The organism is Ruegeria sp. CDSC081 (assembly GCF_059610485.1).
The window spans coordinates 109,452-121,637 of record NZ_JBXWNS010000007.1 but is presented as its reverse complement, the minus strand read 5'-3'; the positions used below and the strand labels follow the sequence as shown (position 1 = coordinate 121,637).

General features: G+C 59.4%; 15 protein-coding genes. 6 read left to right on the top strand and 9 right to left on the bottom strand.

Annotated features, from left to right (window positions below; all coding sequences use genetic code 11):
- Nucleotides 1-5 precede the first annotated feature (5 nt).
- Nucleotides 6-878, bottom strand: coding sequence for a 4-hydroxy-tetrahydrodipicolinate synthase (gene dapA / locus AC2FH9_RS14615; protein WP_496872023.1), 873 nt, complete (start codon nucleotides 876-878; stop codon nucleotides 6-8).
- A 133-nt stretch (nucleotides 879-1,011) separates the two neighbouring features.
- Here dapA and AC2FH9_RS14610 point away from each other — a divergent pair, with 133 nt between their 5' ends.
- Nucleotides 1,012-2,976 (top strand): lytic transglycosylase domain-containing protein, encoded by a 1,965-nt coding sequence (locus AC2FH9_RS14610; RefSeq protein WP_496697707.1) that lies wholly within the window; start codon nucleotides 1,012-1,014, stop codon nucleotides 2,974-2,976.
- Here AC2FH9_RS14610 and AC2FH9_RS14605 read toward each other — a convergent pair.
- Together AC2FH9_RS14605 and mnmC2 are read right to left on the bottom strand one after the other, a co-directional pair.
- Nucleotides 2,950-3,819 carry a DMT family transporter gene (locus tag AC2FH9_RS14605; RefSeq protein ID WP_496697645.1) on the bottom strand — a complete coding sequence of 290 codons (870 nt, stop codon included), beginning with the start codon at nucleotides 3,817-3,819 and terminating at the stop codon, nucleotides 2,950-2,952. The genes AC2FH9_RS14610 and AC2FH9_RS14605 overlap by 27 nt on opposite strands.
- A complete protein-coding gene (mnmC2, locus tag AC2FH9_RS14600; RefSeq protein WP_496872021.1) occupies nucleotides 3,816-4,481 on the bottom strand; it encodes a tRNA (5-methylaminomethyl-2-thiouridine)(34)-methyltransferase MnmC2 in 666 nt (221 codons plus the stop codon). The genes AC2FH9_RS14605 and mnmC2 overlap by 4 nt, the downstream gene beginning before the upstream one ends.
- A 49-nt stretch (nucleotides 4,482-4,530) precedes the next feature.
- Here mnmC2 and AC2FH9_RS14595 point away from each other — a divergent pair, with 49 nt between their 5' ends.
- Both AC2FH9_RS14595 and AC2FH9_RS14590 read left to right on the top strand, forming a co-directional pair.
- Nucleotides 4,531-5,571, top strand: coding sequence for an NAD(P)/FAD-dependent oxidoreductase (locus tag AC2FH9_RS14595; protein ID WP_281973082.1), 1,041 nt, complete (start codon nucleotides 4,531-4,533; stop codon nucleotides 5,569-5,571).
- Nucleotides 5,568-6,047, top strand: a complete 480-nt coding sequence (locus AC2FH9_RS14590; protein WP_282021958.1) for a GNAT family N-acetyltransferase — start codon at nucleotides 5,568-5,570, stop codon at nucleotides 6,045-6,047. Before AC2FH9_RS14595 ends, AC2FH9_RS14590 begins: the two co-directional genes overlap by 4 nt.
- Here AC2FH9_RS14590 and AC2FH9_RS14585 read toward each other — a convergent pair.
- The 4 genes from AC2FH9_RS14585 to AC2FH9_RS14570 all read right to left on the bottom strand — a co-directional run bounded on the left by AC2FH9_RS14585 (nucleotide 6,039) and on the right by AC2FH9_RS14570 (nucleotide 9,016).
- The gene (locus tag AC2FH9_RS14585) at nucleotides 6,039-6,827 is read right to left on the bottom strand and encodes an HTD2 family dehydratase (protein ID WP_496872018.1); all 789 of its coding nucleotides are present in this window, start codon (nucleotides 6,825-6,827) and stop codon (nucleotides 6,039-6,041) included. The two genes, AC2FH9_RS14590 and AC2FH9_RS14585, sit on opposite strands and share 9 nt — an antisense overlap.
- Nucleotides 6,828-6,876: 49 nt before the next feature.
- Complete coding sequence (locus AC2FH9_RS14580) at nucleotides 6,877-7,419, bottom strand: NADPH-dependent FMN reductase (protein ID WP_282021960.1); 543 nt, start codon at nucleotides 7,417-7,419, stop codon at nucleotides 6,877-6,879.
- 115 nt (nucleotides 7,420-7,534) lie between these two features.
- Complete coding sequence (locus AC2FH9_RS14575) at nucleotides 7,535-8,206, bottom strand: YiaD family glycine zipper/OmpA-like lipoprotein (RefSeq protein ID WP_142637036.1); 672 nt, start codon at nucleotides 8,204-8,206, stop codon at nucleotides 7,535-7,537.
- 117 nt (nucleotides 8,207-8,323) lie between these two features.
- Nucleotides 8,324-9,016, bottom strand: coding sequence for a helix-turn-helix transcriptional regulator (locus AC2FH9_RS14570; protein WP_271949714.1), 693 nt, complete (start codon nucleotides 9,014-9,016; stop codon nucleotides 8,324-8,326).
- 103 nt (nucleotides 9,017-9,119) lie between these two features.
- On the opposite strand from AC2FH9_RS14570, the gene AC2FH9_RS14565 reads away from it, so the two are divergent.
- Nucleotides 9,120-9,305: a hypothetical protein gene (locus AC2FH9_RS14565; RefSeq protein WP_496697636.1), complete on the top strand. Its 186-nt coding sequence runs from the start codon at nucleotides 9,120-9,122 to the stop codon at nucleotides 9,303-9,305.
- Nucleotides 9,306-9,307: 2 nt separating this feature from the next.
- On the opposite strand, the gene AC2FH9_RS14560 is transcribed toward AC2FH9_RS14565, so the two are convergent.
- Nucleotides 9,308-9,991 (bottom strand): RluA family pseudouridine synthase, encoded by a 684-nt coding sequence (locus tag AC2FH9_RS14560; protein WP_496872051.1) that lies wholly within the window; start codon nucleotides 9,989-9,991, stop codon nucleotides 9,308-9,310.
- 60 nt (nucleotides 9,992-10,051) lie between these two features.
- On the opposite strand from AC2FH9_RS14560, the gene AC2FH9_RS14555 reads away from it, so the two are divergent.
- Nucleotides 10,052-10,462, top strand: coding sequence for a nuclear transport factor 2 family protein (locus tag AC2FH9_RS14555; RefSeq protein ID WP_142637264.1), 411 nt, complete (start codon nucleotides 10,052-10,054; stop codon nucleotides 10,460-10,462).
- Nucleotides 10,459-11,175 (top strand): SGNH/GDSL hydrolase family protein, encoded by a 717-nt coding sequence (locus AC2FH9_RS14550; RefSeq protein ID WP_496697635.1) that lies wholly within the window; start codon nucleotides 10,459-10,461, stop codon nucleotides 11,173-11,175. Before AC2FH9_RS14555 ends, AC2FH9_RS14550 begins: the two co-directional genes overlap by 4 nt.
- Here AC2FH9_RS14550 and rarD read toward each other — a convergent pair.
- Nucleotides 11,166-12,068, bottom strand: a complete 903-nt coding sequence (rarD, locus tag AC2FH9_RS14545; protein ID WP_496697633.1) for an EamA family transporter RarD — start codon at nucleotides 12,066-12,068, stop codon at nucleotides 11,166-11,168. The two genes, AC2FH9_RS14550 and rarD, sit on opposite strands and share 10 nt — an antisense overlap.
- Between the last annotated feature and the right edge of the window lie 118 nt (nucleotides 12,069-12,186).

Sequence of the window (12,186 nt, the reverse complement as noted above, 5' to 3'; positions counted from 1 at the left end):
CCTGGTTACAGCAGACCTGCGTGGTTCATGGCTGCGTCGATAGTAGTTTTGGTGCTGTCGTCCAACGTGGTCAGGGGCGAGCGAACTTCTTCGCTGCATAGGCCCAGCTTGCTGAGGGCGTATTTGGCCCCGACCAGACCGGGTTCGATAAAGATCGCCTCATGCAGAGGCATCAGGCGGTCCTGATAAGTCAGCGCTTTGGCATAATCCCCCTGGAGGGTGGCCTGCTGGAATTCGGCACATAGCTTGGGCGCAACATTCGCCGTGACCGAGATACAGCCCACACCACCATGCGCATTGAAACCCAGCGCCGTGGCGTCTTCGCCCGACAGTTGGCAAAACTCAGGCCCGCAAGAGGCGCGCTGTTGGCTGACACGCCCCAAATCTCCGGTTGCGTCTTTAACCCCAACGATCCTTGGCAACTCGGCCAGCTCACCCATCGTCTGGGGCGTCATGTCGATGACGGAACGGCCCGGAATGTTGTAGATGATGATCGGAATATCGGCACAATCATGTAGGGTGCGGAAATGCTGAATTAGGCCCTTCTGGGTCGGCTTGTTGTAATACGGGGTCACCACTAGAGCGGCATTCGCGCCGACTTGCTGCGCAAATTGAACGAATCGGATCGCCTCGACCGTGTTGTTCGAACCCGCACCAGCGATCACCGGGACACGACCGGCTGCGGCACTGACAACTTCTGCCACCACCGTTTCGTGTTCTTCATGGCTGAGGGTGGGGCTTTCACCGGTGGTCCCCACCGGCACCAAACCGGTCGAGCCTTCCTGAATTTGCCATTCCACCAAACGTTTGAGCGTGCCCAGATCCAACTCGCCATTCGAAAACGGGGTAACGAGGGCTGGCATCGAGCCTTTGAACATGACACGCTCCTTGCTGTGCGGTTAGCAATTTTTGCGCCTTGGGCAATCACATTCCTAGCAATGTGTGTTGATCCCGCCGGCGCAAGGTTTATCCTAAATGGCTCTATCCTTGGTTGGTTGGGAAATGCAAGGCATGACACGCGTTCTGGCGCTTTTGACAGCGGTGATTCTGGCATCCTTCGGGCCGGCCCAAGCCGACTCGGTGGGCGATCTGCGCGCTGGCATGTATGAAATGCGCAAGGGCGATTGGAACGCCGCGCTGCAAGAGGCAGGTCCGCGCGGATCTGTGTCACGTGACATCATCGTATGGCATTGGCTGCGCGAGGGGTTCGGAAGCTCGGGCGATGTGCTGGTATTTCTGAACCGCAGGCCGGATTGGCCGGGGCTGGCATGGTTACGGCGCGAAAGCGAACCCGCCTTTACCGGAGCTGACCCGGACCGGGTGTTGAAATTCTACGCCGGCACTGCCCCGCAAACAGCGGAAGGGGCGCTGAATTTCGCCGTAGCGCTGAAGGCTAAAGGGCGACAGGGCGATGCGCAGGCGGATATCGTCACCGCCTGGCGTACGATGCCGATGGGATCGGGCCTGCAGAAAGACTATATCGAGAACTTCGCGACATTGCTGAAACCCCACCACGCGGCGCGGTTAGACCGGATGCTGTGGGACGGTCATCTGATCAGCGCAGGACAAATGCTGCCATTGGTGAATGACGATCAGCGCAAGCTGGCCGAGGCACGGATTGCATTGCAAAAACGTGCGCCGGGTGTTGATGCCAAAGTAGGGGCGGTTCCCGAATCCGTGGCCGGATCGGCAGGGCTTGCCTTTGACCGCTTTGTCTGGCGAGATAAAAAGGAACTGGATGACAGCGCGATTGATCTGATGCTGGCGCGGTCATCCAGCCCGGATGCTCTGGGCGAGCCAGGCAAATGGGCCGAGGGCCGTCGCCGACTGGCACGGCTTGAGATGCGCAACGGTGATGTGAGCCGCGCATACAAGATTGCCTCTAGACACCATATGACGCCGGACATGGGCTATGCTTATGCCGATCTTGAATGGCTTTCCGGATTCCTTGCCCTGCGTCGGTTGAATGATCCGGCAACGGCTGTGCGGCATTTCCAGAACTTCTCGGGCGCGGTGCAGTCACCGATTTCCAAGGGACGCGGCGGGTATTGGCTAGGTCGGGCCTATGCCGCGCAGGGGGATGCGGAAAAGGCTTATGAGGCCTATGCCATGGGTGCTGATCACCAGACCTCGTTCTACGGGCTTCTTGCCGCCGAACGGATAGGGCGCCCCTTCGACAGCGATCTGGCAAACCCGCGAAGGGCACCGCACTGGAAACAAGCGGAGTTTGCCGATTCCAGCGTTCTGGAAGCGGGGCTATTGCTGTTGCGCGCAGGTGAGGCAAACCTATCCGAGCGGTTCCTGACCCATCTGGTTGAGGGGCTCGACCCCGTTCAGGCAAGTCAACTGGGCGATTTGGTCATCGAACTGAACGAACCACATCTGGCGGTGATGATCGCCAAGCGCGCCGCGACCACCGGCGTTGTCCTGCCCGCCGCGTATTACCCGGTTCATCCGGTGGCAGATCTAGGCCTGCCTATGGCAAAGGAAATGACGCTAGCAATCGCCCGGCGCGAAAGCGAGTTTGACCCGGTTGTCATCAGCGGCGCGGGCGCGCGCGGGCTTATGCAGGTGATGCCCGCAACGGCGAAAGTTGTGGCTCGGAATATGGGCATCCTAAGCAGCCACCAAACCGGAAAACTGACCTCGGACTGGCGATATAACGCCAAGCTGGGGGCGAATTACCTGTCCGAGCTGGCAGCAGAATTCAACGGCAATGTGGTGATGATGGCTGCGGGGTATAATGCCGGGCCGGGCAGGCCGATCTCGTGGATGAAACGCAATGGTGACCCGCGCCGGGGTGAGGCCGATATCGTCGACTGGATCGAATTCATACCCTTCAGCGAGACCCGCAACTATGTCATGCGCGTCGCCGAAAGCCTGCCTGTGTATCGCGCACGGTTGGGGCAGCAGGCGTTGCCGGTGCCATTTTCCGAGGAACTGATCGGGTCAACTCTGGCGTCGTTCGCGCCATAAAGTGAACAGTCCGGCGGCAATAACCAATGTGGCCCCTGCAACAACCGCGGGTCGCAAGCTTTCACCAAAGACCGAGATTCCCAGAATGGCGCTCCACATCAGGTGAAAATAGGCAAAGGGCTGCACGGCGCTGGCCTCGGCCATTTCGTAGCACTTAATCAACAACCAATGTCCCAGAACTCCGGTCAGGCAGAGTAGGCCCATCCAAACCCAGTCACCGCCCTGCATAGGTTCCCAAAACCACACGCCCACGGCCGTCATGGCAACCGCCCCGGCGATCCCGGTCCAGAAAAAACTGGTGGCGGTAGTGTCGCGCCGCGCCGCATAGCGGGTCAGCAGGCCATAGACGGCAAACATCAGGGCCGAGATCAGCGGGATCACCGCCCAAGGGTTAAAGACGCCCACTCCCGGCTGCAGGATGATCAGCACGCCGATGCAGCCCACGCCGATGGCGGACCAACGGCGCCAACCGACTTTCTCGCCCAAAACCGGGCCGCTGAGTGCCGCCACCAGCAGCGGGTAGCAGATGAACACGGCCTGGCTTTCGATCAGGCCCAGGATGGTAAAGGCATAGACCGCGACGCAAATCTCTCCGGCCAGAAGCACCCCGCGCAGGATCTGCAGGCCAAGCTGACTGGTGCGGGCCGTGGCCGCGATACCGCCGGGTGCACGCAGCGCCAGAGCGACGACAAATGCTGCGAAGAACCAATAGCGGATCATCACGACCATATAGGTGTTATAAGTCCCGGCCAGATGGCGCGAGATACCGTCCTGCAGCGCAAAAACCACAGTCGCCGCGATCATCAGCGCGATACCGGCGCGAGTGTTGTTCTGTTGGGTCATGGCTTGACCGCCCGCGTCATGTGACGCTTGCGCCCATAGCCCGGCGCGCGGGTGACGTTGAACCCCGCGTCTTGGAGCCCGCGCCGGACGAACCCAGCGGCGGTATAGGTGGCGGCGGTTCCATTGGGCGCCGTGTGATCGGATACCTGTTGCATCAGGTCCGCACCCCAAAGTTCGGGGTTCTTGGCCGGAGAGAACCCGTCCAGAAACCAGGCATCGGCCTGCCCCGACCATGCGGACAGGGTGGACCGCGCGTCGCCCTCGATAACCTCAAGCTGCAGGGTGCCCAGATCGCAGGTACCGCCCTGCCATTGGGACAGGAACCGGTCGGCCCAAGGGGACAACTCAGGAAAGGCGGCCAGAGCACGCGTCATGTCGTCTGGCGCCATTGGATAGGCTTCGAAACTGGTGAATGTCAGCGGGGTCGTTTGGCCAGCCTTTTCCCATTCGGACCAGACAGTCAGCAAGTTCAGGCCGGTGCCAAAACCAAGCTCGGCAATATGAAACCCCGGCGCAAACCGCGCGGGCAGGTCATTGCCCGCCAAAAACACATGCCGCGTCTCCTCCAGCCCGTTCTGCAACGAGAAATAGGGGTCGTCGAAACGGCCTGAGACAGGTATCTGCCCGTCTTTCCAGGTCAGTTCGGCGCGCTGGTCTGCCATCGGGGAATCCTGTAGCTAAGCGGCGCGACACTGAACAAGGAAAAGGGGAATGGCAATGGTCGATGTGACGGTGCGAGGCGCGGGCATTTTTGGCCTTTCGATCGCCTGGGCCTGCGCTAGACGCGGCGCAAAAGTTCAGGTCATAGATCCTTTTGGCCCCGGTGCCGGGTCCAGCGGCGGCCTTGTCGGGGCTTTGGCCCCGCATGTGCCCGAGAATTGGAATGCCAAGAAAGCTTTTCAATTCGAAAGCCTGATCATGGCCGAACCCTTCTGGAAACAGGTTGAGGCGACCGGAGGCGTCTCAGCCGGATATGCCCGGTTGGGTAGGCTGCAGCCCATCGCAGATAGCCGCACGCTGGATCTGGCCCATGCACGTACGGTCACCGCCGCAGAGCTATGGCAGGGGCGGGCCGAATGGCGCGTTGTTGCAATGGATGAGGTCGGGTCGTGGTGTCCTCCCAGCCCTACCGGCTTTGTGATCCACGACACGCTTAGCGCCCGGATGCACCCAAGGCGGGCATGTTCTGCACTGGTTTCGGCGCTGGCGGTGATGGGGGTTGAGGTCAAAACCGATGCGGCCAATCAAGGGCATATCATTCACGCCACCGGGCTTTCTGGCCTGCTAGAACTGAACGACGCCTTTGGCAAAACGGTCGGCAATGGCGTCAAGGGACAGGCGGCTTTGCTGCGGTTCGATGCCGGGGACGTCTCCCAGCTGTTTGCAGATGCCGTTCACATAGTCCCGCATGCAGATGGTACATTGGCCATCGGATCAACCTCGGAACGGGATTATGACAATCCGACCAGCACCGATGCGGCGCTGGATGATGTCCTGGACCGGGCCACACGGGCGGTTCCGGTCCTGCACGGTGCCGAAGTGATCGAACGCTGGGCCGGGGTCCGACCCCGCAGCAAAAGCCGTGCGCCGATGTTGGGTGCACATCCGCTGTACGCCGGAGAATTCATCGCCAATGGAGGGTTCAAGATCGGATTTGGTATGGCGCCCAAAGTGGCAGAAGTCATGGCCGAACTGGTGCTTGAAGGGCGCGATGAAATCCCCGCAGATTTTCAACCCGAGGCTTCTTTGTGACCTCCCTCGACGACACCCCAGTTCGCCTGCAACCGGACGATCCGATATTGCCACAGGTGTTACGCCTGATCCGCCACAGCTTTGCATTCATGGAGGGGCGTATAGACCCGCCCTCGTCAATGCATCGCCTGACCGAGGAAACGCTTAGGCAACAGGCCCGCGACCACGAGGTTTGGATCATAGGCAATCGCCCGGATGCGGTCGTCTTTCTGACACCCAAACAGGACTGTCTGTATCTGAGCAAACTGGCTGTGGACGAAACCCGACGTGGTCAGGGGCTGGCACAGCGTCTGGTCGATCTGGCATCCGCGCGGGCGGCTAAAATAGGTTTTGCGACGCTGGAACTGAAGACACGGGTCGAATTGGTCGAAAACCATGCCTCCTTTGCCCGGATGGGCTTTGTCAAAACGGCGGAAACGGCGCATCCCGGGTTCACCCGGGCGACCTCGATTACCATGCAGAAACATTTAGGCTGAGGCTTCGGCAATCATACATTGGCGCCCGTCTGCCGCACGCACCCACAGGGTATTGCCCCTCCGGCACAGGCTCGCAGTTTCGAAATGCATCAATGCCGAGGTTGCGCGGAAGGAAAACTGCGCCAATGGGCCCATCACATCTTCCGCAAACAACATCAGGTGCTGCGCCAAAAGCGGGCCATGCACGACCAGCCCGGCATATCCTTCGACATCACGGGCATAGTCGATGTCATAGTGAATACGGTGTCCGTTAAATGTCAGGGCCGAGTAGCGAAACAGCATTGTGCTGTCGAAGGACAGCTCGCGATGTTCGGTTTCATCCTGCCTGGCCAGTGGTGCCGGAGGGGTGGCCGTATCTGCCGAGGGGTCTTGGCGGTAAACCAGATCCTGCCATTCGGTCAGGCGCAGCGCACCGCTCTGCCAAACCTCGTGGCGCAACGTGACAAAGCCCAAGGGGCCGGTGCGTCCCGATTTCGAACTCGAACTTTCACATAGCGATCGCCGTTCGGCTAACTGACCTGCTATCAGAGGCGCGAAAAACTCCAAGCGTCCGCCTGCCCACATTCTGCGGGGTAGGCCCATATCGGGGATCAGGCCCCCGACTTTGGGATGTCCGTCGCGCCCAAGTTGGCCGGGTGGCTGCGGAGTCCAGAAATACAGGTGATGAAAAAACGGCGGCAACGCAGTGCCGCCCCTCGCAGTTGCCTGTTTCCCAAGCGTCACCTGCAACGCGCCAGCACGGGCTGCGTCCATCACATCTGTCTGAATTTCCATCGACATAGCGCAAGATTAGGCGGCCTGCCCCATACGGGCAAGCAAACCGGCAGTTTCAAAAACCGGCCTCTGACCGCAAGTTCTGCATCAAGGTCCGAAGGGCGTTTTCATAGCGTTCGTTAACCAGCTTGCCCTGCGCGTCGAATTCGTTCGAACTGTCGGCCAGATGAATTTCCGGCCCTTGCAAGATGCGCGTCTGGAACGGAACCATATAGCTGCGCAGTATCATCTGTGCACGTTCCCCGCCCGCACGACCCGCAGCGGCAGACATCACCGCAACCGGCTTGTTCGCCCAGGGCTTATCCTTGGTGCGACTTACCCAATCCAGCGCATTCTTCAACACGCCGGACGGCGCTTTGTTATATTCCGGCGTCGAAATGATCACCGCATCCGCACGGGCAATCTGATCCGCCAAAACCTGGACGGTCTCGGGAACCCCTTCGCCTTCTTCAAGATCACCGTCATATAATGGCAAGTTCAGATCGGCCTCGATATGAGTGCCCGGCTCAAACAGCCGCGCCGCCTCGCGAAGCAGTTTTCGGTTGGTGGCATTTTGGCGCAGCGAACCTGACAGGCTCAGAAGGATCGGTTCGGACATAAAAGGTCTCCGTTCAGGCGTTTTCCAGAAGGTAGCCCCTGATCACCGCCAGCCAAAGCCCAGTTGACGCGCAGTCAATGTGCAATAACGGACACCTTGACGGTGCCCGGTCACATCAGGTGTTGCCGTTGGGGATGATTTCGATATCAACTCGACGATTCCGCGCCTTCCCTTCGGGTGTGAGATTCGAGGCCGCAGGTCGGTTCTCACCCAATCCGATGGTGCTGATACGGGCCCCGTTCACACCATTGGCTTGCAGAACATCCGCCACGGACCTAGCCCGACGCTCAGATAGGGCCTGATTATAAGAGGCTTCGCCATCACTGTCCGTATGGCCAATGACCTGAACGGCCGAGTTGGGATATCTCACCAAATTCTGACCCACCCGGACCAAATCAGAACGCAATGCAGGCCGCACGGTCGAGCTGTCGGTGTCAAAGGTGATGTCGTTGGGGACAGTAACAATCAGGCGGTCGCCCGCGTTGACGATTGTGATGCCGTCATTTGCCAGCTGCTGGCGCAACTCAGCCGCCTGACGGTCCAGTTGATTGCCGATAAGGCCGCCACCTGCTGCACCGATTGCACCACCAGCCAGCGCACCCAGAAGCGGATCCGAGTCGTTCGCAATGGCCCCGACACCGGCACCAACCAACCCACCCAAAAGCGCACCCTGTTTGGTATTTTGGTTGGGGTCCGAGGGCAAGTTCAGCGTTCCGGGGTCGGTGCAGCCCGCCAAGAACAAGGCCGAGCAAAGCCCAGCAGAAACAACAAGCTTGGAAATCGTCATGATATCACCTTCTGCTCAGAGGCCCGTTTGCCGGGTCCCATTATTTGGCACAGTATATCGCGCTGCCCCCCCGCAGGCTCAAGCAACAATCAGGTGATATCGGCGAATACCCGCCGCTCAATGGGCCTCGGCAGGGGAACCCCATTGGTTCTGCTCCTGCCAGATCTCCCGCAGCGGCTGCCCTTGGCCGCAGAAATGATCGTCAACCATTTCGCAGGCCCAGACGCGATCGGTCCGAAAATGGCGAAAACCGTTGCGCAATTCGCACCACGCAACCAGCATCGTGCACTCGATGTGATAGATCAGGGCAACCGGACGGACGACCCGTTCGGAGCGAACGTCTTGCGAGCTGACATATGTGAGGCGAAGCTTGCGCTCGTCCCGGATGGCTTCGCGGTAATTCACGACCGGGATACAGCCCTTGGCCGGATCATCAACCGGAGCCCCCCAAGGCGCGACCTGCAACCAGTCGGGACTTGCGCGCAGGCCTTCTATTTTCCGGCAAATGCGTTTGGCGGCTTCCTGCAGGGTACTGTCGCCGGTCCGTGCCAGCATTGACAGACCGACCCAAAGCGCCTCGACCTCTTCAGCGTCGAAGTTCAGTGGTGGCAAGTCATAGCCCCGCCGCATCAGATACCCGACGCCGGCTTCGCCCTCGATCGGTGTGCGTTGGGCCTGCAGTGCCGCGATGTCGCGATACACCGTGCGCACCGAGACTTCGAGCTTTTGCGCCAGCATCTCAGCAGTAACCGGAGCGTCGGCGGCACGCAGAATCTGGATGATTTCAAACAGGCGGGACGAACGGCGCATGGCAAACTCCGGTTTCTCTGCTGACACCTTAGCACACCCCCCTGACAACGCGCTGTCAGGAGTGATGTGGGATGCTGGTTCAACAATTCACAGGAGATTACTGATGCCTAGCCTCGACAATCACGTAATGATGACACTGCAACTGGGACGCTGGTCCCAGGACCATACCCTGCGCGCCTTTGAAATCGAACGCGAGATCATGGCCAACCGCCAGCCTTGCGCCCCAAAGAAACGCACCAGACGGTTTTCGCTGGGCAATCTCAAACTGCTTTGGACCAATCCCGCCTGAGCCTAGAACCCGGCCTTGGCGCGAAACTTCATCGACGTCCCGCTATCGGGGCTTTTCAGCCGCAATTCCTCGGAATGCAGCATGAGGCGCGGGAAGGCCCGTGCCTCACCTTTTGCATAGAACGGATCACCCAAAATCGGATGCCCTAGCGCCAGCATGTGAACCCGCAGCTGGTGCGAGCGCCCGGTTTTCGGGAACAGGCGTATGCGGGTAGTGTTACCTTCATATTTGACCACGCGCCAATCCGTCACCGCAGGTTTGCCGGTCTCATGGCACACCATTTGCAGCGGCCTGTTGGGCCAATCCACAATCAACGGCAGATCAACAGTTCCGGTCTTTGACTCTACTATGCCCCAGACGCGGGCAATATAAGTCTTGCGAGTTTGACGCTGTTCGAACTGCATGCTCAGATTGCGCTGCGCATGAGGGGTTTGGGCAAAAACCATCACGCCCGAAGTGTCGCGGTCCAACCGGTGCACAAGCAGGGCCTGCGGGAACGCCGCCTGCACACGGGTCAACAGACAATCGGCCAGATGCTCTCCGCGACCCGGTACGGACAAAAGCCCCGAAGGCTTGTTCACCACAATCAGATGCGCATCTTCGTGCAGCACATCCAGCGGTGTTTTCGGGGGATCGTAGGTCTCGCTCATGCGGGTCTGCCTATCGCAAGCGACAACCTCCCGCAACGTCGTGCTTGCCTGAACTGAATAGTTCAGCAAATCATGCGACAACTCGGAGGAGAAACCATGCACCCGACAATCGAACAACTAAAAGATGTCATCACAAAAGGCGATGAAAGTCTGATTCACGAGTTTCTGGCCGAAGACGTGCGTTTTCTGCCACCGACCTACTACAGCACTTGGGCCGGGCGCGAACCCGTGGCGGCTCTGCTGGGGCATGTGGGGCAGGTATTCTCGGACTTCAGCTATCGTCGGATCATGGGTGAAGGCAAAGACTGGGCGCTGGAATTTCAGTGCAAGGTTGGTGATCTGGATGCGGTTGGTGTGGACTTGATCCGGCTGAATGATGAAGGCTTGATCGAAAAGTTCGAAGTGGTCATGCGCCCACTTAAAACCATTGCAGCCCTGCGCACCGAGATGATGGCACGCGTGGCAAAAGACCCTCGCTTTATCAATTTCAAGGACGCTTTGGGTTGACCAAGCCTGCCCGGATCGGAGCTGATCAGTTTCTGAGATTACCGCTGTTGCCACTATTGGCGGCACAGGGGATTTCAGTTCGACGAAAGGCGCGGTTCCTGCCCGAACCGACCGGGCCGCGCGAAGGCCGTGAAGGGCGCGGCCCGCGTTTGCGGTTGCTAATCGCAGGCGACAGCTCGGCAGCAGGTGTTGGCGCTGGCACCCAGGCGCAGGCTTTGTCCGGGCAGTTGGTCGCACAACTAGCAAAAAGCCACAGTGTCGAATGGCGGCTCGAGGCTACGACAGGGCATACAACGCTGGATACACTGAAACGCCTTGAGGGTCTGACAGATCAATTTGATGCCGTCATTACGGCGCTTGGCGTCAATGACGTCACCCGTGGCGTCACTAAAAAGCGGTTTGTCGAACACCAATCCCGTCTGATGCACCTGATCACCGACCAGCTTGGAGCCCGGCGTGTCATTGTAACGGCCGTTCCCCAGATGGGTCGGTTTCCCGCCTTGCCGCAACCGCTTGCCTGGGTGCTGGGGCGTCAGGCAGCCCGCCTGGACCAAGGCCTGCAACAGATTGCGACCGGCTTCCCGCAAATCCGCCATCTGTCCATTGATTTACCCGATGACCCGGCGTTGGCCGCACCGGACGGCTATCATCCCAGCCCCAAAGCCTATGCGATCTGGGCGCATGAGGCCGCCGAATTGTTGCGTCAGGCCTGAGCGCGTATCTGCCGGATCATCGGGATCGAATAGACCACAAGTGCGGCCCAGATCAGCGGAAACGCAATCATGCGGCCACGGTCAATCTGCTCTCCAAAAACCGCGATGGCAGTCACAAAAATCATGGTCGGCGCGATGTATTGCAGGATACCCATCGTCGACAGGCGCACCAGTTTGGCACCATTGGCATAGATCAGCAACGGCACTGCGGTCACCACCCCTGCCCCGGCCAGCAGCATGGTGTCGGTTGCGACCAGCCCGAAATGCCCCGTCCCGTTGACCCCCAGCCAAGTCACATAAACCAATGCGGGGATCAGCAGGATCAGCACTTCCAGCAAGAACCCCTGATTTGGCCCGATCGGGAGTGAGCGTTTGAAGAAGGCGTAGAACCCCCAGCTGAACATAAGCCCCAGCGCCGCCCAAGGCAGGCTTCCGGCCTCTACAACAAGAACCACCACCCCGGCTGCGGCCAACCCAACAGCAATCAGCTGCGTCCGGTTCAAAGGTTCGCGCAGCAGCACCGCGCCCAGCGCGATACTGAACAGCGGATTTATGTAATAGCCCAGCGCTGCGTCCAGCGCATGCCCACTGGCTATGGCCCAGACATAGATCGCCCAGTTCACCGATATCAATGCAGCCGTCAGACAGGCCATGCCCAGCATCTTGGGATCGCGCAAAGCTGACTTCAGATCCCGCGTCCGCCCCAGTGCGATCAGCAATAGTCCGGCAACGGGTACAGACCAGATGATACGATGCGCCACAACCTCAACCGGCGCGATATGGGCCATCGCCTTCATGTATATGGGCAAGAAGCCCCACAAAACATAGGCCGTAACCGCCAGAACAAGGCCTTTTGGCGTATCGGCATTCTGTGTGGGTGTTGCGTTGGCCATTGCGGGTCTCCGGGGGGTACCGGTCGTCTTTACGGCAACCCGGACATACTTGGGAACCGCGAAAACTGTGAAGCAACCCATCAGGATATTTGATATGTGAGACCAGAACAAAGCCGGA

Coding starts and splice junctions, on each gene's coding strand:
- dapA (WP_496872023.1), bottom strand. CDS start 878: ATGTTCAAAGGCTCGATGCCAGCCCTCGTTACCCCGTTTTCGAATGGC.
- AC2FH9_RS14610 (WP_496697707.1), top strand. CDS start 1,012: ATGACACGCGTTCTGGCGCTTTTGACAGCGGTGATTCTGGCATCCTTC.
- AC2FH9_RS14605 (WP_496697645.1), bottom strand. CDS start 3,819: ATGACCCAACAGAACAACACTCGCGCCGGTATCGCGCTGATGATCGCG.
- mnmC2 (WP_496872021.1), bottom strand. CDS start 4,481: ATGGCAGACCAGCGCGCCGAACTGACCTGGAAAGACGGGCAGATACCT.
- AC2FH9_RS14595 (WP_281973082.1), top strand. CDS start 4,531: ATGGCAATGGTCGATGTGACGGTGCGAGGCGCGGGCATTTTTGGCCTT.
- AC2FH9_RS14585 (WP_496872018.1), bottom strand. CDS start 6,827: ATGTCGATGGAAATTCAGACAGATGTGATGGACGCAGCCCGTGCTGGC.
- AC2FH9_RS14580 (WP_282021960.1), bottom strand. CDS start 7,419: ATGTCCGAACCGATCCTTCTGAGCCTGTCAGGTTCGCTGCGCCAAAAT.
- AC2FH9_RS14575 (WP_142637036.1), bottom strand. CDS start 8,206: ATGACGATTTCCAAGCTTGTTGTTTCTGCTGGGCTTTGCTCGGCCTTG.
- AC2FH9_RS14570 (WP_271949714.1), bottom strand. CDS start 9,016: ATGCGCCGTTCGTCCCGCCTGTTTGAAATCATCCAGATTCTGCGTGCC.
- AC2FH9_RS14565 (WP_496697636.1), top strand. CDS start 9,120: ATGCCTAGCCTCGACAATCACGTAATGATGACACTGCAACTGGGACGC.
- AC2FH9_RS14555 (WP_142637264.1), top strand. CDS start 10,052: ATGCACCCGACAATCGAACAACTAAAAGATGTCATCACAAAAGGCGAT.
- rarD (WP_496697633.1), bottom strand. CDS start 12,068: ATGGCCAACGCAACACCCACACAGAATGCCGATACGCCAAAAGGCCTT.